The organism is Nonomuraea sp. NPDC049607 (assembly GCF_040675375.1).
Classification (GTDB): domain Bacteria; phylum Actinomycetota; class Actinomycetes; order Streptosporangiales; family Streptosporangiaceae; genus Nonomuraea.
Genome location: NZ_JBFAOV010000001.1, coordinates 182,330 through 200,614, shown reverse-complemented (window position 1 = coordinate 200,614; position 18,285 = coordinate 182,330). Strand labels below are relative to the sequence as shown.

Below are 18,285 nucleotides of genomic sequence, written 5' to 3'. Positions count from 1 at the left end.
CACGGGCGTGGGGAGCGGGAACCGCACGACGGTGCCGCCACGGCTGGAGGAGGATCACCCCCACAGGCGTGGGGAGGACCGGCGTGGCCCATCACCCCGTTCGCTGCCGAGCGGCTCACCCCCACGGGCGTGGGGAGGATGGGGTGGCGTCGCGGTGTGGCTGCCACCAATCCGGCTCACCCCCACGGGCGTGGGGAGGACGTCATATGAGGATCCGGGTTCAACTCCGGAGGCGGCTCACCCCCACGGGCGTGGGGAGGACGCGGAGATGCGCGAGCACAGCGAGACGTTCCGCGGCTCATCCCCACGGGCGTGGGGAGGACCGTGAACCCCCATGCGCTACGTCAAATGTCAGCGGCTCACCCCCACGGGCGTGGGGAGGACGCCTCCAGGGTTGGTGATGCTGCGCCACGCCACCGGCTCACCCCCACGGGCGTGGGGAGGACAGCTCACCGCGCTATTGGAGGACGAAGAACGACGGCTCACCCCCACGGGCGTGGGGAGGACGTTCCCGCGTTCGTCCCTACACACGTGGTCACCGGCTCACCCCCACGGGCGTGGGGAGGACGACACGGCGGTCTACCGTGACGAGATCGGCTACGGCTCGCCCCCACGGGCGTGGGGAGGACTGGCGCACTTCACCTGTAACCAGAGGAAGTGGCGGCTCACCCCCACGGGCGTGGGGAGGACGGTGTCCACCTCCGGGCCGGGCACCAGCTCGACGGCTCACCCCCACGGGCGTGGGGAGGACGGGACCGCGTTCCCCGAGAGCCGAATGGAGGCCGGCTCACCCCCACGGGCGTGGGGAGGACTCCTGAGCCCCCGGGCGAACGCCGGACCCGCGGGGCTCACCCCCACGGGCGTGGGGAGGACCGTCAGCCACCCACAAGGGAGGGCTCTTGGGTCGGCTCACCCCCACGGGCGTGGGGAGGACGAGTACCGCCCTGAGCGTGGTGGGCGTCGTGTCGGCTCACCCCCACGGGCGTGGGAGGACGCGTACCAGCGGGTTACGTCCCACTCTCGCGCCGGCTCACCCCCACGGGCGTGGGGAGGACAGCCGGGCGGAGGTCTCCAACATGGGCACCATTGGCTCACCCCCACGGGCGTGGGGAGGACGGGCGTCCAGGCGTTCATGCGCACCCACGAGGCGGCTCACCCCACGGGCGTGGGGAGGACGCCAGGTGGAACCGCGCCCGCGGACCGCAATTCGGCTCACCCCCACGGGCGTGGGGAGGACCCGGTCCCTGGCGTCGCCCTACTCCCAGCGGGAGGCTCACCCCCACGGGCGTGGGGAGGACAAGACGCGGACGGGGTGCTCTCGTTCCAGCACCGGCTCACCCCCACGGGCGTGGGGAGGACACTCAAGTCCTGATCGACGTCAAGGAAGACTCCGGCTCACCCCCACGGGCGTGGGGAGGACGTCCGCTCTATCTCCACCTGGAAGAGCAGAACCGGCTCACCCCCACGGGCGTGGGGAGGACACTTCGTGAGGTGCAGTTAGTCGGCCGCCCGGCAAAACGATGTCGGCTTTTGACGGCATTCATAGCGGCTGTTGGGCGCTTATCGGAGTGGACCTCGGCAGGGCAGGACGACCTTCGTGATCAGCAGCGTGAGCGGAAAACTGATCGTTTGCGCTCTGTCGCTATGGCGTCTACTCTCCCCGGCCCCAAGATGAGATTTCCTCATGTTTGCCGATCCTCGCCAAAATGTCGGATCCCGACTCTACAGTGTGGATCTCGATTGGCGGTCGTGGAGTTGTCCGCCGATCGTCTTTATAGGCGCTGAGTTGAGGGGCTCGGATGAGCAAATCGGACATCGACCTCGCACTGTGGGGCAAGTCGCGAGGACTGCCGTCCCCTTACCCGTTGGCCTGCCACCTGCTCGATGCCGCGGCGACGGTGGAGGCCCTGTGGGACTCCTATCTGTCGCCCGGTCTTCGGGCGATGCTTGCCTCCGACCTCGGTTGCAGTATGGAGGAGGCACGGAGCCTGCTGGCGTACTGGGCAGCTCTGCACGATGTCTGTAAATGCATGTCCTGCTTCCAAGAGCAAGATCAGAAAGCTTTTTCCGGATTGTCTGGATATGAGGCGCTTTCGGACGTTGCCGTACAACATGACTTCGCTGCGCACGTTTGGCTGGGGCGCTTTTTGCAGTCCAGCGGATACGCAATGGTCCGGAAAAACTCCCCGGCCTTCCGGGTCGCTCAGCTACTGGGCGGACACCACGGCACATTCGCACCCTTCAACCGCCTGGAGTTCACCAATCCGCTGGACTCGCTCCCTGCCTTGGGACGGGGGAAGTGGGAGGAGCAGCGGCGCACGATCGCCTCGCTGATGCGGACGTTGCTGAATGACCCACGGCCACCGGCAACGGTGTCTGCCGCTGGTGGGGCGCTGGCCTGTGCGTTGGTGATTCTCGCGGACTGGCTGGCCAGCCAAGATGACTTTCTCTTGCAGCGACTGAAGGCGGGAGTCCCCGCCTTCGGGGATGTCGACACCTTGCGGGCGCATCTGCAGCAGAGTCGCACGCTGGCTCCCGCCCTCCTGCGTGAAGCCGGGCTTGGCCGATTGACGTTCTCGGCAGGCGGGTTCAGTCATGATTTCCCATTCACTCCGAACGATCTGCAGCGCTCCGTGAGCGAACGACTGCCCGCTCTGATCAGCAGCGAGCCCGGCCTGTTGCTGATCACCGCACCGATGGGTGAGGGCAAGACGGAGGCCGCGCTGCACGCGGGACGCTTGATGGGCGAAGCGGCAGGGATGCCGGGCTACTTCATCGGCCTGCCCACGATGGCGACCTCAGATCAGATGCTGTGGCGGGTGGATGAGTTTCGACGTCGCCGAATCCAGGGAGCCGACTCTCTCACGCTCTTGCACGGGATGGCCTGGCTGAACAGCGCATACACGGCCGAGGGTGATGAAGCTGCCGTGGTGACCGGCGATCCGATGGCGATGCCGTGGTTGCGCGGGAGCAAGCGGGGACTCCTGGCGAATCTGGCGGTAGGAACCATCGATCAAGCGCTCATGGCCGTTCTGAGGGGGCGGCACAACGTGCTGCGAATGCTCGGCCTCGCAGGCAAGGTGCTGGTGGTCGACGAGGTCCACGCCTACGACGCCTACATGCAGGGCCTGCTCAAGGTGCTGCTGGAGTGGCTAGGGTTCTTGAAAGTGCCCGTCGTCCTGCTGTCGGCGACGCTGCCGGTGGCCACGGGACGGCGCCTGGCAGAGGCATACCTGGCTGGCGCCGGCTGCGTGGAGAGCAAGGTGCCGGAGGTGACCTATCCGGGCTGGCTGTACGTGAGCCCAACTGCGGCCGAGTCCGTGCCGGTCGGGAGCCGGGAACGGACGCTCCACGTCGAGCTTCACAAGATCTCGCTCGACGGTGAGCAGCGTCCCATCCGCTCGACGGCATTGCGCCAGGCGCTACGGCCGCTGGTGCAGCAGGGCGGTTGCGCGGCGGTCATCTGCAACACCGTGGCCGAGGCCCAGCGAACCTACCTGGACTTGAAGGCGTGGCTCGGCGATCAGGAGGGCGCAGTCCCAGTGCTCCGGCTGCTGCACTCCCGGTTCCCCGCCTACCGACGGACAGAGATCACCGAGGAGGCGGTGCGCTGGTACGGCAAGGACGCTCAAGGCGCTAGGCCGACCGCGGCGATCCTGGTCGCCACTCAGGTGATCGAGCAGTCGTTGGATCTGGACTTCGATCTTGTCGTCAGCGACTTGGCACCGATGGCCATGCTGCTTCAACGCGCCGGTCGTTGCCAGCGACACACGCGGTACGACGGGTGGCGGCGCAGTTGGGCAGTCGAGAGGGTGGACACCGACGGAGGCGCGCAGTTTCGGCCGAGAATGCGGCTGGTAGTGCTGACTCCGACCGACGACACCGGTGAGGTGCAGATACCGCGTTCGTGGCCGTTCGTGTACCCCACAGCGCTACTACGCCGTACCTGGAAGGCGCTTACAGAGCTTTCCGACCGACAGGTGACCATCCCGGGTGACGTCCAGCAACTCGTTGACCAGGTCTACGACGACAGCTTCGGCGATGTGGCCTCGCCTCTGACGAAGGAAGACCTGGCGCGGCTCGCGGACGAGCAGACCAAGGATCTGTATGCCCAGATGGCCTCTATCCCCGTGCCGAGTGCGGTGGATGACCTGAGCCAGCTCACCGGCGATGACTTCGTGACCGAGTACTCGACTCGACTGGGCGCGGACTCCGGCCGGGTTGTGTGCTGCACGGTCGGTTCCGACGGACGCCTCATGCTCGGAGACCAGCCGCTACCGACAGAGCCGAGGGGCAATAAGGGCAACCGGACCTGGTTCACAAAGGAGCAGGTCCGCCAGGCGCTACTCCACGCGATCCCGGTCCCCGGCACCTGGCTACGGGGACGATCGGACACCAATGCCGCCCCCGAAGCATGGGCCGACAGCCCGCACCTGCGTGACCTCGTCGTGGTCCGGCTGACTGACCAGCAGTCGTCCGGAGTCTTGGGCGATCGAGAGGTATGGCTGTCCCCAGAAGTAGGTCTGTCGGAATTCAGCAGCGATCGCGACCCATCTCCGCGTGTCGGCGCTCTCGATCACAACGAGACGTAACGAACCAGTGAGGACACTCGAAATCCATATCGCTGCCTTGCGTCACGTTGCCGCCACCTTGAGCTACCTCCTTGCCGTACCGATCGAAAGGTCGTCCGAACCGTGCCTTCTCCCCCGATCTCCGACAAGCTGTCACCTCTGGCTCCGCCTGCGATCGCCAGCTACAACGTCCTGGAGCGTTCCTGCGTCCCGGTCAGAAAGGAGGAAAAGCAGCGCAAGGTCGGTCTTCGAGAACTTTTCAGCGCGGCGCACGAGCTGACAGATATCGAGGCGTCACCTCCACCGGCGGCAGCGGGACTGTGGCGAGTTCTCACGGTGATCGCCGCCCGCATCACCGGGCTGGATGACATGACCTGCGGGAGCGACAGGTGGAACGAGCGCCAGGCCGACGTACTGGCAGAGGGCCGTTTCGATCCGGAGAAGGTCGACGACTACTTCAACCGATACGCCGACCGCTTCGATCTCTTCGACTCAAGCCGGCCGTGGCTGCAGGACCCTCGCTTGCGGGATCAATGCAAGACGAGTTCCGGGGTGAACAAGCTCGTCATGTCCAGGCCGGCCGGCAACAACCAGGTGTGGTTTGACCATTCGACGGTGCTGAACCCTCCTCCGCTGCCCACGGATGAGGCGATCTTCCACCTGCTGACGCAGCTGTACTACGGACCATCGGGGCAATGCACCCCTCGAACCGTCGGCACTCTGTCAGGGGGGAACAGCAAGGCGGGGCCGCTGCGGCGGACGGTCTCCTTCCATCCCGTGGGTACCAATGTCTTCGAGTCCCTGGTCGCGGGCATTCCGCCGGCGCACCACTACGCCACCGGCGGGCTTGATCAAGCTCCCTGGGAGGCGGACGAGCTGCCCGATCCCACAGGCATGGCGCCCCGTCCCAGTGGCGTGGGCGGCGTGCTCACAGGGCGTTTCCAGCACGCGGTCCTACTGCAGGGTTCCCCAGATGGGGCGTACGTGACCGACGCCTGGATCACCTGGGCGTGGCGCGACCAGGAGTTCCCGGCGGAAGATCCCTACCTGATCTACCAGCAGAGCAAGGAGGGCGCCTTCTACGCTCGCCATGCGGATGGTACTCGCGCACTGTGGCGGGACTTCGACGCCCTGATCATGGAAGACACCGGCGACAACCATGCACGCCGTCCCATGGTCCTGGCCGCCGTCGAGGACCTGCGCCTGTTCCTGCTGCCCAGCCTGCGGGCCCGTGCCTTCGGCTTCGACCAGGACGGCCAGACGCGCGACAAGGAGTGGACGGTCAGCATCACGCCGGCGCTGCTCACCCTCGCCAACGAGGACGGCGCACCTGCGGCGATCAGCGCCATGCGGCAGGCGGCCGAGAAGCTGGAATCGCAGCTTCGGTACGCGCTACGGCAGGTCTGGATTGCGATCAATGATCCGTCCAACGGAAGTGGCAAGCCGCAGCGCAAAGATATTTCCGAAGGACCCTGGCCCGCTGAGGGTTCTTTCCGCTACTGGCCCCGAGCAGAACGGCTCTTCTGGGCGCGGGTACGCACACGCGATTTCGACGGCGCCGCTGAACAGTTCCTCAGGTTGGCCCTGACCGTCTACGACGAGGTGACCGACCAGGCTGCCGTTCTCCCTCGCGCCAGGCGAGCTGTCGAACTCAAGCGCGGCCTCATCCGCAACGCCCTGAGAAGGAAAGAACAACGGAATCAGTCGAAGGAGATGGTGTGATGGCCGTCTCGCTGGAGACAGCGGACAAGTACGTCACCTACATCCGCAAGAAGGTCAGAGTTCCCGGCAGCCGCGCAGCATTGCGGCGAGGCCTGGGGCGGCCGGTGGATGACGCCGCTACGCGCAGAGCACATTCGGTGGTTGCCGCGTGGCTGCCGTCGGATCGGGTGCGGCCTGCCGTCGAGAACGCTTACTACGGAGTAGCGGCGTTGATCGCGGCCCAACCCCGCCGTCGAGGCGAGAAGGCCGACGCCGAGGACATCGCTCCGCCTGTCCTGGAGGAGCCTGCGAGCGCCCCGGAAGTCGCGAGCAAGGCGACGAGGTCCGAACGCCCGTCCCTCAGTCTGGGAGCGACGCTCGGCCATGCTGTCCGCGACAAGAAACTGAATCGCGACACAGTCGAGGACCGCCTTCATCTGCTGTGCCGTCAGGATGTCTCCGGCCTGCATCGCAAGCTGCCCGCCGTGGTCGGCCAGCTGGCCGCCAAGGAGCTTGAACCCGACTGGGGTCGCCTGCTCCGCGACCTCAGCCGGTGGGAGTACGACCGCAACCTGGTGACCAAGCGGTGGCTGCAGGACTTCTACCGCATCACCGACGCTTCTGAGTCGAACGACAACGACGATCAACCTGAGAGTGAGGACCAGTGAGCAACCCCCGATACCTTGACGTGCACATCCTCCAGACCGTGCCGTTCGCCAACCTCAACCGCGACGACCTCGGATCTCCCAAGAGCCTGATCTACGGCGGCGCGACCCGTACCCGTGTCTCCAGTCAGTGCTGGAAGCGCGCCATACGTCTGGACGTGGAACGAGCCATCAGTGACCCGGCGGTGCGGACGCGGCGCGTTCCAGCCGAGGTCGCCGCCCGGCTCAAAGAGCGGGGCTGGGCCGAGGATGCAGCAGCAGCGGCGGGAGCTCAGATAGTGCTTTCGGCCAACAAGAAGGAGGGACTCAAGCTCGAAGACAAGGGTGGCACATCGGTGCTGCTGTACCTCCCCAAGGCAGCGCTGGACGCGCTCGCGGACCTGGCCGAGGAGCATCGGCAGGCCATCGAGCAGACGATCGGCGTCAAGAAGCCCAAGGCCGTGCTGCCGGTGGACAAGATCGGCGAACTGCTGTCGGAGCGCAACGGCGTGATCAATCTGTTCGGCCGGATGCTGGCCGAGCTTCCCGGTGCCGGGGTTCCCGGTGTCGTCCAGGTCGCACATGCCTTCACCACCCACGAGGTGGCTTCAGAGATCGACTTCTTCACGGCAGTGGACGACTGCCTTCCTGAGGACGAGGTCGGCAGCGGGCACATGAACAGCGCCGAGTTCAGCGCCGGCGTCTTCTACCGCTACGCCAGCCTGGATCTCGTCGGGTTGCGCAAGAACCTGGGTGACGACGTGGCCATGGCTGAGGAGCTGACCAAGGCGTTCCTGACCGCGTTCATCTCGTCTCTTCCCACGGGGAAGCAGACCGCCTCGGCCGCCAACACCCTGCCCGACCTGGTTCACGTGGCGGTACGCGCCGACCGGCCGATCTCCTTCGCCGCCGCGTTCGAAGCTCCGGTACGTCCCGAACGCGGCCTCGCGGTTCCTTCACGCGAGCAGCTCAGTCTCCACGCCACCCGACTGGAGAGGCTGTGGAACACCACCGGGATCATCGACCACGCTTATGCGTGCATCGACGAAAAGCCTCTGGCAGGGCTCGGCGACCCCGTGGACTCTTACCTTGAGCTCGTCGAGCGGGCGGTGACCGCGGCGCACGGCGGAGCTGCGGCATGAGCGGTCTGGTGCTGCGACTGGCCGCGCCGTTGCAGTCCTGGGGTGAGCACAGCGTCTTCACCCAGCGGGACACGCTGCGCTTCCCCACCCGCTCCGGCCTCATCGGCCTGCTCGCCAGTGCCGAGGGGCTCGAACGTGGCCGTTCCCTGGCCGGCTATGAGCAACTGCGGTTCACCGTACGGATCGATCGCCCCGGGGTACGCATGTTGGACTTTCACACGATCGGCGGCGGCCTGCCCCGTGGCGTGCCCCGGCCAGACGGCACACAACGACCGCAGGAGAAAGCGACGATGGTCACCCGGCGCCAGTACCTGGCCGACGCGGCGTTCACCGTGGCGATCCAAGGTCCGGACGACCGGCTGGTTGAGATCGCCGCGGCATTGCGTCAACCACGCTGGCAACCGTATCTGGGGCGACGCTCGTGCCCGCCGGACCACCCTCTGCTGCTCCGCAGCAGCGTCACCGACCCGGTGGCCGACCTGCGCACCCGGGTCCCTATAGCGCGGGCGCTGCGCGAGCACGATCAGCCGGAGGCGGAGTTCATCACCGAGACCGCCGAGAACACGGCTGACGCCGTCACCGAGCTGGCGGATGTCCCGGAGAGCTTCAACCGCTACGACCGGCGCTACCGGACACGAACCGTCAGCATCACCACGCATGCCATGCCCGCGGACCTGTTCGTCAGCGGCGAAGAGTACTGGGACCGCCTCACCGCCTACGTCAAAGAGGAGGAGGGGCGATGACAGCCTGGCTCATGCGCATCCTCCCTGATCTCAGGCGTCGGGACGTCAACAACGACCTGCGCGACCCGGATCGACTACACAAACGGCTGATGTCGATCGTGCCGGACGACATCGGCGAGCAGGCCCGTGCCAAGGCGGGAGTGCTGTTCCGAATTGAAGAGACTCGCCACGGCACCCAACTGCTGGTGCAGAGCTGCATGAAACCTGAGCTGGAGCGCCTGCCGGACGGCTACGGCGAGATCAGCGTGCGCGAACTCGGCGCTCTCCTGGGCACCCTGCGGCCCGGCCTACGGGTGCACTACCGCATCGCCGCGAACCCGTCCAAGCGGCTGGGCACGACCGCCGGCGCAGGCGCCGGAAAGATCAAAGCCCTGCGCGGCGCTGCCGCCGAGGAGTGGTGGGTGGCCAAGGCCGCCGGCCACGGCCTGGCCGTCACGACGGTGCATGCGCAATCCGAGCGCGACATTCGCGCCAAGGGGAACGTACGTCATGCAGTGGTCCGGTTCGACGGCAGTGGCGTGGTCACCGACCCGGACGCTCTTCGCGCGGCCGTTCTGGCCGGCATCGGCCGTGGAAAGAGCTACGGCTGCGGCCTGCTCAGCCTGGCCGTGGCCCGGTGAGCGGCAACGCGCGGCGCAAGCTGGCCTCCCCCACGCTGGCCATGCTGCCCCGGGTGGCCGACTCCCTGTCGTTCCTGTACTCCGAGGCGGTGCGCATCGTGCAGGACGACACCGGAGTCTGTGCTCAGGTCGCCTCCCGCAACGGGACCGACCGTGTCTACCTCCCGACCGCTTCCCTGGCGTGCATTCTGCTTGGCCCCGGAACGTCCATCACACAACCGGCCATGGCCACGATCGCCCGGCACGGCACCTCGCTGGTGTGCGTCGGTGCCGGCGGCGTGCGCAGCTACGCGGGCATCGTGCCTTCGTCGCTCACCACTACCTGGCTGGAGAAGCAGGTTCGTGCCTGGGCCAGCGACGATCTGCGCCTGCAGGTGGCGGTCCGCATGTACGAGATGCGGTTCGGCCGATCCTCCGCTCCCGCAGGCGCTACGCTCGCACAGCTACGCGGCCTGGAGGGACAGCGAATCAAAGCGCTGTACCGGATGATGGCCACCAAGTACCGAATCAAGCGCTTCACCCGCAACTACGATCCCGACTCCTGGGACGACCAGGATCCCGTGAACAAGGCACTGTCAGGGGCCAACTCCTGTATGTACGGCGTCGTCCACGCCGCCGTACTGGCGCTGGGTTGCTCCCCAGCGCTCGGGTTCATTCACAGCGGCACCCAAATGGCCTTTGTCTACGACGTGGCGGACTTGTATAAGGCCCGAATCACCATCCCAATGGCCTTTTCGTTGCACAGTTCCCAGGATCCCGAGCGAGAGGCACGCAGGCGGCTGCGGGAGGAGTTCCGGGCGTTCAAGCTCATGCCGCAGATCGTCACGGACATCCAGACGCTGCTGGATCCCGACAGCAGCGCTGGCGACAAGGTGAGCGACCGAACAGCCGACCTGGTCCACCTGTGGGACCCGGACGCCGGAGCGCTGCCTGCGGGTGTGAACTACGGATACGAGTTCATCGACGTCCCTTTGGAGTGACCGGTGGCATCGATGATCTTAATCTCCACCACTGCCGTCCCCGACCATGTCGGTGGCGCACTGTCGCGCTGGCTCATCGAGCCCTGCCCTGGGCTCTTCGTCGGAACTGTGTCGGCTCGGGTACGCGACGAGCTGTGGGCAGCGGTGAGCGCGAGCGTCGGCGACGGCATGGCAGTACTTGTCCATCCTGCCGACAACGAGCAAGGGTTCGCCATGCGGACATCAGGGCAACGGCGGCGTCACGTCGTCGACTTCGACGGCCTCCAGTTGATCAGGTTCGCCGCTGACGCGGGCAGTCCTCAATCCGATCAAGAGGAAATTCAAGTGAACTTGTGAAACTGCAGGTCGCGAAGTGTCCTCCCCACGCACGTGGGGGTGAGCCGACGTCTACCTGGGGCTGATGGCTCCCCGTTCGGTCCTCCCCACGCACGTGGGGGTGAGCCGCTCGACCTTGCATTGGGGGAGTTCCGATACGGGTCCTCCCCACGCACGTGGGGGTGAGCCGTCCAGGCGTCTCGACGTCAACCGAACCGACTGGTCCTCCCCACGCACGTGGGGGTGAGCCGCGGTGGGTGCGGTGGCTCAGGGACCGGGGTTGGTCCTCCCCACGCACGTGGGGGTGAGCCGCCAGCAGATCCCCACACATGCCGGACTCCCCTGTCCTCCCCACGCACGTGGGGGTGAGCCGCGGTGGGCGCCTTCGTCGGCCACCGCGATGATGTCCTCCCCACGCACGTGGGGGTGAGCCGTCGTCCACGGGCACGTCCGGCAGGGTCACCGGGTCCTCCCCACGCACGTGGGGGTGAGCCGGACGGTTCCCCGTCCGTCCACTTGCCGTCCGCGTCCTCCCCACGCACGTGGGGGTGAGCCGGGCGACCCGGGCCCGGCCGGGCCGGAGGGCGGGTCCTCCCCACGCACGTGGGGGTGAGCCGGAGCACCCGCGCAACCGGGACGGCAGCCCCGTGTCCTCCCCACGCACGTGGGGGTGAGCCGGTGCGTCAGGCTGTGCAGCGGCTGGAGAAGACGTCCTCCCGCCGCACGTGGGGGTGAGCCGGTCCACAACGGCCAGTCGGTCATCGGCAGCAGGTCCTCCCCACGCACGTGGGGGTGAGCCGGGGTGGTCTGACCTGCTGAAGGAGCACAAGCCGTCCTCCCCATGCACGTGGGGGTGAGCCGACGCTCCAGCACCCAAGTGCTGTTACACGGCGGTCCTCCCCAGGCACGTGGGGGTGAGCCGTACGGGCGACGTACGGTCCGCTTCACGTACAGGTCCTCCCCACGCACGTGGGGGTGAGCCGAACGTCACGGTGCAGAACAACAGCACCGTGGTGTCCTCCCCACGCACGTGGGGGTGAGCCGCCGGGGGCGTCGATCACGTACTCGACCAGCGCGTCCTCCCCACGCACGTGGGGGTGAGCCGGAGCGCGGCCTGTCCTCCCCCGACCGGGCCGCGTCCTCCCCACGCACGTGGGGGCGAGCCGTGAGCGAGCACGGCCACGGCCACGGTCTCGAGGTCCTCCCCACGCACGTGGGGGTGAGCCGCGAGCGCACGAGCTCGGGCAGGTGATTGCGGAGTCCTCCCCACGCACGTGGGGTGAGCCGGCGATTGCCGTTGAGTGGGGCGATGCCAATTCGTCCTTCCCACGCACGTGGGGGTGAGCCGGAGCGGGGCCGCCTCGACCCTGGCCACGTCGGGTCCTCCTCACGCACGTGGGGTGAGCCGCGCAGTATGACTGAAACATGTCGCACCAGGCAGTTCTCTCCACGCATGTGGGGGTGAGCCGTGCGGGCTGTAGGCGGTGTCGCCGGGGTGGTAGTCCTCCCCACGCATGTGGGGGTGAGCCGATGACCACCGCGGGCACGCCACCACCACAGGCCGTCCTCCTCACACACGTGAGGGTTCGTGGGGGCCGGGGCCCGACCTGTGACCCCTAAAAGGAAGATCAACATGCATATCTGCGGTTGGGCAGACCCTCCTGGTGTAGTCAATGTGGTGCTGTCAGTTGCTGCAGGATGGTTTGGGTTTCTGGGGATGGGTTGACGCCGAGGGTGTTGAGGCGGGCTTTGAGGTGGCGGGCGCGTTGGCGGGCTTCGTCGGTGCGTCCGAGGGCGCTCAGGAGGCGGATGGCGGATCGGGCGGCGCTCTCCATGTCCGGATCGAGGGCGCATGCCTGGTCGTAGACCTCCAGAGCTCGCTCGTTGCGTCCCGCCTGCTCGTTGAGGGCGCCGAGTTGAAGCAGGGCCTTGATGCTGGCGATGGTGAGCGGCCAACGATGCTCCTGGTCGAGCCAGTCGTATCTGAGGCCCTGGCCAAGCTGTCCCTGGCATAGGGCGGCGGCGGTTTCCAGAGCGGTGAGCTTCTCCTGCTGATTGGTAGCGGTGCGGGCGGCTGCGAGGGCTTGGTGGAAGGCCCACAGGTCCACGTCGATGTGCTGGGCTTCTATGCGGTAGGTCTTGCCGCTGCGTTCTATGAAGTGGGTGTTCCTGTCGTCTGGGGTGGAGGCGTCGCGGAGTGCGGTGCGAAGGTCCTTGAGAGCGGCGTGGAAGCGGTAGCCGGCCAGCGTCTCTTCCAGGTCGGGCCAGAGGTGCTCGCAGATCACCTCGCGGTCCAGCCCTCTCGGATGAAGAGCGAGCAGGAAGAAGAGTTCGAGCGACTTGGTACGTCGGGACAGGTCCACGGGCTTGCCGCATACGTCGATGGCGGGCTCCCCGAGGAGTGTGAACTGTACTGGTCGGAGTGTCGCGCTGGATGGCGGGACAGGGAGGTCGATGGGCCGTTCAGGGTGGTCGACGGGCATGCCGTTGCCGGTGGCGAGCGTATGGAGCATTGATGACGCGGCGTCTGACGGTAGGTGGAAGAGCGCGGTGCCGAGAAGTTCTGCGGTGAGTGGTCCAGATGCCTCGGTAACGCGGTGGTTCTGGTCGAGTTCGCAGGTGGTTCCCGAAGTTGTGCGCCCAGCCAGTACGGCTCCGAGTCCGAGACGGGCTGACACGCCCAGGAGGGTCTCCAGGTAGGAGTGGCCGTCTGGGCAGGAGGCGGTCAGTAGCAGCGCGGGCAGGGGCTCGCCGGGCTCGGCCTGGCGAAGTTGATGAATGTCGTCTGCCTCGTAGTCCTGGAGAAGCCCGTGGCGGGCGACGAGTTGTTCTTCGAGGTGGTTGACGGCTTCATCGAGGGTCGCGGTGAGGCAGAGTTCTGGCAGATATGCGACCAGGGTGGTGAGGTTGTCGCCGAACCAGCGTTCGGCGTCTTGAACGGGGATGATGACGGTGGCGCGGTAGGCATCGGCCTGAGTGAGCAGGTCCAGGACGATGGCCCGAATGCAGTCATCGGCTCCCGGGCCCGTGAGGGCCAGGTGCAGCCCGGACAGGGGCAGGTGAACGAGTGCGTCGTTGAGGATCCCGGCTTTCAGCGTGAGAGGTGGATCGATCTCGAACGCGGAGCTGACCAGTTCGAGATCGTCCGGGCGGGCCGCTTCGGGGTCGCTATTGCGGTGTGCGTGTTCCAGAGCTCGTACGGCCGGGTGTTGAGGCTCTGGGGCGAGCACGCTGATGGGTTCGTCGATGGCAGGGGCGGAAAGACGGCGCCGGCGATGGAGCCGGGTGGCGGCCAGCGCGACGGCAATCCCCGCGGCGAAGGAGAGTGCCATCATCCCGCCCTGGGGCAGGACGACTACCTCGGAAGAGGCCACCTCCACGTTGGGCCCGAGAATCCGCGGCGCGGGTTCAGCTGAAGGGCGGGGCGCGCGGAAGTCGACGACAGACCCGGTGCTGAGGTGAGGCGGGACCATCTCGCTGAGGGACCACTGGCGCGGCCCTGTCTCAGATATGAGCCGCGACGCGAGGCCCCGGCGGTGAGGCGGTTCCTCGGCGAGGCGCGACGAAGGAAGACGGCGAGTCACCTGGGCTGTGTGCTGCGAGAGGGTGCGGCGGTGGACCGGCTTGGCCTTCTGAGCGTCGTCCCCACGCTTGGGCAGAATCAGTCGCCATCCCGGTTCCAGCACGTCGGGGTCAGACAGCCGTGTTCCGCCGGGCTGCGGGCGCCCCTTGTTCAGCTTGAAGATCTTCTTGTACTGGGCTCCCTTGCCAAGGTGCTGCTTGGAGATTCCCCACAGGGTGTCGCCAGGAGCGACGGTATGCGTCCGTGGCCGTGCGTGCTCGGGTTGCTTGGCGTCGGCGGGCAGGTGAAGGATGCAGCCGGGTTGCAGCCACTCGCCGCGCGTGAAGGGGCGGCCGTCGTTCATGGTGCGGCCCTGGTTCAGGGCGATGATGTCCTGGTAGCGCATCGGGTCGCCGAGCCGCTTCTCGGCGATCGTCCAGAGGGTATCCCTCTGCTGGACGACGTAGGACACGTAGGGCTTCGGCGTCTCAACCTTGTCCGGCTCCGCAGATGCGGTGTGCTCGGGCATGTCCGTGAAGGTGACGGCCATCGCTGCGGCTGGGATCAGGTCGCGGGGTGCGGCGATGGGGGCGGTCGCGGCTACGGTGATCGTGGCTATCAGGTACGCGGCCAGTCGTTGAAACGGCAGCCGTACCTGGCTCCGCCGCGCGCGGACCGCACCTACCAGTTCCACCGCCACCGCGAGGGCGAACAAGGCCCAGCACGCCCACACGGTCGCCAGAAGCAGGGTCTTGATGACGACGGGTTCGCCCGGAGTGGCCAGGTCGTCGATGGTCGGCAGGTCGATCGGCCAGAAGAAGATCAGAAGGATCACGGGGATCCCGGCCACCAGGGCGATCAGCGCAGCGCCGGCGGCGGTTCTGGCGAGCAGAGGATGACGTAGCCCGTACATCGTCATGGTTGTCCTTGTTCGATGCCGTGGAACATCCGCGCGGCGGCGGTGGCTGTGGCGGTGACGGTTCCGATGCCGATCAGGGAGATCAGTGTGGTGGGCTTGGACACGGTGACCGTGACCTGCACCTGGTTGGCGGCCGTGGAGACGGTGCCGGTGTGGCCGGCGGCGGACAGGTAGGCGCGGGCGGCGTACAGCGCCTGAGCCGCGTCGATCTCGAACCGGCCTTCGGCGTAGGCGCGACCTGCGTTCATCTGTCCGGCTCCGGCGCGAGCGGCTTCCTCGGCCGTGGCGTAGGCCTCGCGGTATGCCTGAATCTTGGTGCCGCCATCCACCATGAGGCCGGCGCAAAGCAGTAGCGCGAATGTGATCACTGCGGTGAACACCGTGACGGAACCCCGCTCGTCGCCCAGGTTCACTGCTGGTCTCCTCGGGCGCGATAAGGATCGACCGGGCTGGTGAAACTGCTGGTGATGTTCTTGGTGCCGGGGATTCCCGGTATGGCGAGGTCTGCCAACTCCACCTCGCATGAGACACGTGCGACCACCGCAGACGGCCTGCCCAGCGATGCGGACAAACCTGTGGTGTCCACGGTCACCGACGGCGCGCACGCCACTCCTTCACGAGCGAGTGCCGCTCGTGCGCTCGTCACAGCAGCCGATCTCGCAGTGGCTGGATCGCGGGCGATGGATGCTTGGCGGGCGGCGTCGCGTGCGGCGGCGTCGAGGGCGTTGCGGGCGAGGGCGACGCGGCCCAGCCCGATGACCATCAGCAGCAGGGAGATCAGCGCTGGCGCGATGATCGCCATCTCCAGGGCTATGGAGCCACGCTGACGAGTCATCCCGTGGTCCACCTTTCGACGGGAGCGCGGGCGACCTGGGTCACGGTGAGCGTCAGCAGGGGGACCAGGGTGATGGCCTGGCCGGTGACCGACACTTCAACGGTGTTCGCGTCGCGCGTGACAGTGACAGCCGGATTGTTGAGGAACGATCCGCCGACCTGGTGAATGAAGCGTTCGGCTGTCGTCTGGCCGGTTGACAGGCTTGAACCATGGGTCCGGCCGGCACGCAGTCCTTCCTGGGCGGCGGCCATGGCGAGGGTTCTGGCGTGGAACCACAACGCGGTGTTCAGGGTGAGCAGGACGAGTAGGAGCACCGCCGGATAGACCAGGGCGGCCTCCAAAGTCCCGGATCCTCGCTCACGTGCGCTCATTTGATTTTGGCGAGCTGTTCGTTCACGACGGAGGTGATCTTTGTGCCTACGGTGATGGCCAGCAGGAAGACCACGGCCGCGATGATCACCCATTCCACGGTCGATGCGCCGCGTTCGGGGTCGAGGCCGCGTCGTACGGCATGACGGTTGAGCAGCACTTCGAGTCGTACGGCGATGGCGAGCACGCGGTTATGGATCAACGAGAACCTCCGGAGAGCGGGTCAGCCGCCGGTCATCCGCGCGAAGGCGGGGTAGCCGAGCAGCAGCAGGAATCCGAGGACCGACAGGGCCATCGGGACGGTCATGGTCTCGGTACGGGATCTGGCCTTGGAGATCTCGGCCGACAGATCGGCCTCGCGCAGGGACTGGGCCTTGGCCATCAAGGTGTCGAGGATGCTCGCGCCTCGGGTGCCGGCCAGCTGGGCGATGGCGGCCATGTCCGCCAGTTCGGGGGCTCCGATCTCCGCCGACAGGCGGGTGAGTTCGTCCCACGCGCTGCCGGAGCCTCGGCGCGCGGGATCCAGTGCCTGGGCCAGTCGCTGGAAGGTCCACCCATGGCCGATCTTGGCTGCGGACTCCAGGGCCTCGGCTGGTCCGGCTCCCGCGGCGCGGGCGAGCGCGACCAGGTCGAGGTAGGCGACGATGGCCTGCCGGAACGCCGCACGCGCCTCTGCGGCCTGACCGCGGATGGCGGCATCGGGAGCGAAGAACACCGCGACGGCGAACGCCAGACACGCGGCCCAGGAGACGAGCCAGGGCAGGGTGACGCCGAGCAGCGAGCACCACGCCCAGAACACGAACGGACCGGCCACCCCCAGAGCGATCATCAGCGCCTTCTGGGCGATGTAGTCGTGGGGCGTCTTGCCGAGTACGGCGAGATCCGTGTGCGGCACCCGCGCGCCGATCAGCGTTCTCGCGAGCCTGCTGACCAGCCGTGTTTTCCAGCCTTCGTCAGGTTCCGCAGGTGCGCCCGGCCTGAGGCGTTCCATCGCGAGGGCGAGCGCGGGAGGGGCAGGGAAGGCGGCGGCCAGGGTGAGAGCGATCCCGAGGCCGCTGATCGCGCCGCTGGCCAACACGAGCCCGATCATGATGCTTCACCGGCGGTGTTGTTGAGGAAGCGGTGTCCCTTGGGTGGCTTGGCCAGGCGGTGCAGCCACGAGAACGCGCTGGCGTACAGGCCGATGACGATCGTAAGTACGAGCTGCCCGCCGACCGTGCCGAACGGAACGACGTACGTGGTGTTGAGCAGCGCGAAGGCGGTGTAGCCGAGCAGCGCGCCGACGACCCAGCGGGCGGTGACGCGGTGGGTGGCGCGTTCGGCGTTGATCTCGCGCCGGGCGGCGACGTCCTTGGCGACCGTACGGGCCAGGCGTTGCAGGACCTCGCGCAGTCCTTGCCCGCGGGCCCGGCACGCCAGGATGAGCGCGGCGGCGATCATGTCGCCGGTCGGGTCGGTCAAGTCGTCAGCGAACGCCCGTAGTGCCTGCTCGGTGGGTGTGCGGTAGGCCAGCCTACGAGCAAGTGCCCGTACCTCCGTGGCGATCGGCGCGGGCGGATGGTCGGCACTGGAGCGCAACGCCTCCTCGATGCCCGCACTGCCACCCAGGACGTCAGCCAGATGGCGGATCCAGGCTTCCAGCGCTTCGAGTCGTTCGATCCGCCGGACGGCGTCACGGCTGCTCAGCATGCGAGGCAGCGCCACCGCGCCCGCTGCGGCTCCGGCGGCGGCGACCGGCCAGCCTGTCAGCCACCACGTCACACAGAATGCGGCCATCCCGCACGCCAACGGAATGACCGTGGTCCGGGGTATCCGGCGCCGTGGCGGGCGGGGCGGTCGTACCGGAACCCGTTGTGATCCGGCGGCGGTGATCAGCGGCCCCGC

Annotated in this window: 15 protein-coding genes and 2 CRISPR repeat arrays (1 of these 17 running past the window's edge); of the genes, 8 read left to right on the top strand and 7 right to left on the bottom strand. The window is 67.3% G+C overall.

Annotation, left to right across the window (positions count from 1 at the left end; genetic code table 11):
* Positions 1-1,481: a CRISPR direct-repeat array (repeat unit 24 nt; unit sequence TCACCCCCACGGGCGTGGGGAGGA); it reaches 71 nt to the left of the window's first position.
* A gap of 318 nt (positions 1,482-1,799) precedes the next feature.
* The 8 genes from cas3 to cas2e all read left to right on the top strand — a co-directional run bounded on the left by cas3 (position 1,800) and on the right by cas2e (position 10,737).
* Positions 1,800-4,592 (top strand): CRISPR-associated helicase Cas3', encoded by a 2,793-nt coding sequence (gene cas3, locus AB0J97_RS01005; RefSeq protein WP_364082910.1) that lies wholly within the window; start codon positions 1,800-1,802, stop codon positions 4,590-4,592.
* A gap of 102 nt (positions 4,593-4,694) precedes the next feature.
* On the top strand, positions 4,695-6,293 hold the full coding sequence (gene casA / locus AB0J97_RS01000) for a type I-E CRISPR-associated protein Cse1/CasA (RefSeq protein ID WP_364082907.1): 1,599 nt from the start codon (positions 4,695-4,697) through the stop codon (positions 6,291-6,293).
* Positions 6,293-6,940, top strand: a complete 648-nt coding sequence (gene casB / locus AB0J97_RS00995; protein ID WP_364082904.1) for a type I-E CRISPR-associated protein Cse2/CasB — start codon at positions 6,293-6,295, stop codon at positions 6,938-6,940. Before casA ends, casB begins: the two co-directional genes overlap by 1 nt.
* A complete protein-coding gene (gene cas7e, locus AB0J97_RS00990) occupies positions 6,937-8,058 on the top strand; it encodes a type I-E CRISPR-associated protein Cas7/Cse4/CasC (protein ID WP_364082901.1) in 1,122 nt (373 codons plus the stop codon). Before casB ends, cas7e begins: the two co-directional genes overlap by 4 nt.
* Entirely contained in the window at positions 8,055-8,801 is a 747-nt protein-coding gene (gene cas5e / locus AB0J97_RS00985) for a type I-E CRISPR-associated protein Cas5/CasD (RefSeq protein WP_364082898.1), read from the top strand. Before cas7e ends, cas5e begins: the two co-directional genes overlap by 4 nt.
* Positions 8,798-9,421, top strand: a complete 624-nt coding sequence (gene cas6e, locus AB0J97_RS00980; RefSeq protein ID WP_364082895.1) for a type I-E CRISPR-associated protein Cas6/Cse3/CasE — start codon at positions 8,798-8,800, stop codon at positions 9,419-9,421. The genes cas5e and cas6e overlap by 4 nt, the downstream gene beginning before the upstream one ends.
* Positions 9,418-10,401, top strand: coding sequence for a type I-E CRISPR-associated endonuclease Cas1e (gene cas1e, locus AB0J97_RS00975; RefSeq protein ID WP_364082892.1), 984 nt, complete (start codon positions 9,418-9,420; stop codon positions 10,399-10,401). Before cas6e ends, cas1e begins: the two co-directional genes overlap by 4 nt.
* A gap of 12 nt (positions 10,402-10,413) precedes the next feature.
* Positions 10,414-10,737: a type I-E CRISPR-associated endoribonuclease Cas2e gene (cas2e, locus tag AB0J97_RS00970; RefSeq protein ID WP_364084212.1), complete on the top strand. Its 324-nt coding sequence runs from the start codon at positions 10,414-10,416 to the stop codon at positions 10,735-10,737.
* An 18-nt stretch (positions 10,738-10,755) separates the two neighbouring features.
* Positions 10,756-12,308: a CRISPR direct-repeat array (repeat unit 29 nt; unit sequence GTCCTCCCCACGCACGTGGGGGTGAGCCG).
* Between the two features lie 78 nt (positions 12,309-12,386).
* Here cas2e and AB0J97_RS00965 read toward each other — a convergent pair.
* The 7 genes from AB0J97_RS00965 to AB0J97_RS00935 are packed head-to-tail and all read right to left on the bottom strand — an operon-like array spanning position 12,387 to position 18,177.
* Positions 12,387-15,197, bottom strand: a complete 2,811-nt coding sequence (locus AB0J97_RS00965) for a LysM peptidoglycan-binding domain-containing protein (protein WP_364082889.1) — start codon at positions 15,195-15,197, stop codon at positions 12,387-12,389.
* Positions 15,194-15,610, bottom strand: coding sequence for a pilus assembly protein TadG-related protein (locus tag AB0J97_RS00960; protein WP_364082886.1), 417 nt, complete (start codon positions 15,608-15,610; stop codon positions 15,194-15,196). The genes AB0J97_RS00965 and AB0J97_RS00960 overlap by 4 nt, the downstream gene beginning before the upstream one ends.
* Positions 15,607-16,032 (bottom strand): TadE family protein, encoded by a 426-nt coding sequence (locus AB0J97_RS00955; RefSeq protein WP_364082883.1) that lies wholly within the window; start codon positions 16,030-16,032, stop codon positions 15,607-15,609. The genes AB0J97_RS00960 and AB0J97_RS00955 overlap by 4 nt, the downstream gene beginning before the upstream one ends.
* Positions 16,029-16,373 carry a TadE/TadG family type IV pilus assembly protein gene (locus AB0J97_RS00950; RefSeq protein ID WP_364082880.1) on the bottom strand — a complete coding sequence of 115 codons (345 nt, stop codon included), beginning with the start codon at positions 16,371-16,373 and terminating at the stop codon, positions 16,029-16,031. Before AB0J97_RS00950 ends, AB0J97_RS00955 begins: the two co-directional genes overlap by 4 nt.
* 26 nt (positions 16,374-16,399) lie before the next feature.
* Positions 16,400-16,588: a hypothetical protein gene (locus tag AB0J97_RS00945; protein WP_364082877.1), complete on the bottom strand. Its 189-nt coding sequence runs from the start codon at positions 16,586-16,588 to the stop codon at positions 16,400-16,402.
* A 36-nt stretch (positions 16,589-16,624) separates the two neighbouring features.
* Positions 16,625-17,491 carry a type II secretion system F family protein gene (locus tag AB0J97_RS00940; protein WP_364082875.1) on the bottom strand — a complete coding sequence of 289 codons (867 nt, stop codon included), beginning with the start codon at positions 17,489-17,491 and terminating at the stop codon, positions 16,625-16,627.
* Positions 17,488-18,177: a type II secretion system F family protein gene (locus tag AB0J97_RS00935; RefSeq protein ID WP_364082872.1), complete on the bottom strand. Its 690-nt coding sequence runs from the start codon at positions 18,175-18,177 to the stop codon at positions 17,488-17,490. The genes AB0J97_RS00940 and AB0J97_RS00935 overlap by 4 nt, the downstream gene beginning before the upstream one ends.
* Positions 18,178-18,285: the final 108 nt, after the last annotated feature.

Excerpts from the sequence above, each read along its gene's own strand:
- cas3 (WP_364082910.1), top strand. The coding sequence starts at position 1,800 with ATGAGCAAATCGGACATCGACCTCGCACTGTGGGGCAAGTCGCGAGGA.
- casB (WP_364082904.1), top strand. The coding sequence starts at position 6,293 with ATGGCCGTCTCGCTGGAGACAGCGGACAAGTACGTCACCTACATCCGC.
- cas5e (WP_364082898.1), top strand. The coding sequence starts at position 8,055 with ATGAGCGGTCTGGTGCTGCGACTGGCCGCGCCGTTGCAGTCCTGGGGT.
- cas6e (WP_364082895.1), top strand. The coding sequence starts at position 8,798 with ATGACAGCCTGGCTCATGCGCATCCTCCCTGATCTCAGGCGTCGGGAC.
- cas2e (WP_364084212.1), top strand. The coding sequence starts at position 10,414 with ATGATCTTAATCTCCACCACTGCCGTCCCCGACCATGTCGGTGGCGCA.
- AB0J97_RS00965 (WP_364082889.1), bottom strand. The coding sequence starts at position 15,197 with ATGACGATGTACGGGCTACGTCATCCTCTGCTCGCCAGAACCGCCGCC.
- AB0J97_RS00955 (WP_364082883.1), bottom strand. The coding sequence starts at position 16,032 with ATGACTCGTCAGCGTGGCTCCATAGCCCTGGAGATGGCGATCATCGCG.
- AB0J97_RS00940 (WP_364082875.1), bottom strand. The coding sequence starts at position 17,491 with ATGATCGGGCTCGTGTTGGCCAGCGGCGCGATCAGCGGCCTCGGGATC.
- AB0J97_RS00935 (WP_364082872.1), bottom strand. The coding sequence starts at position 18,177 with ATGGCCGCATTCTGTGTGACGTGGTGGCTGACAGGCTGGCCGGTCGCC.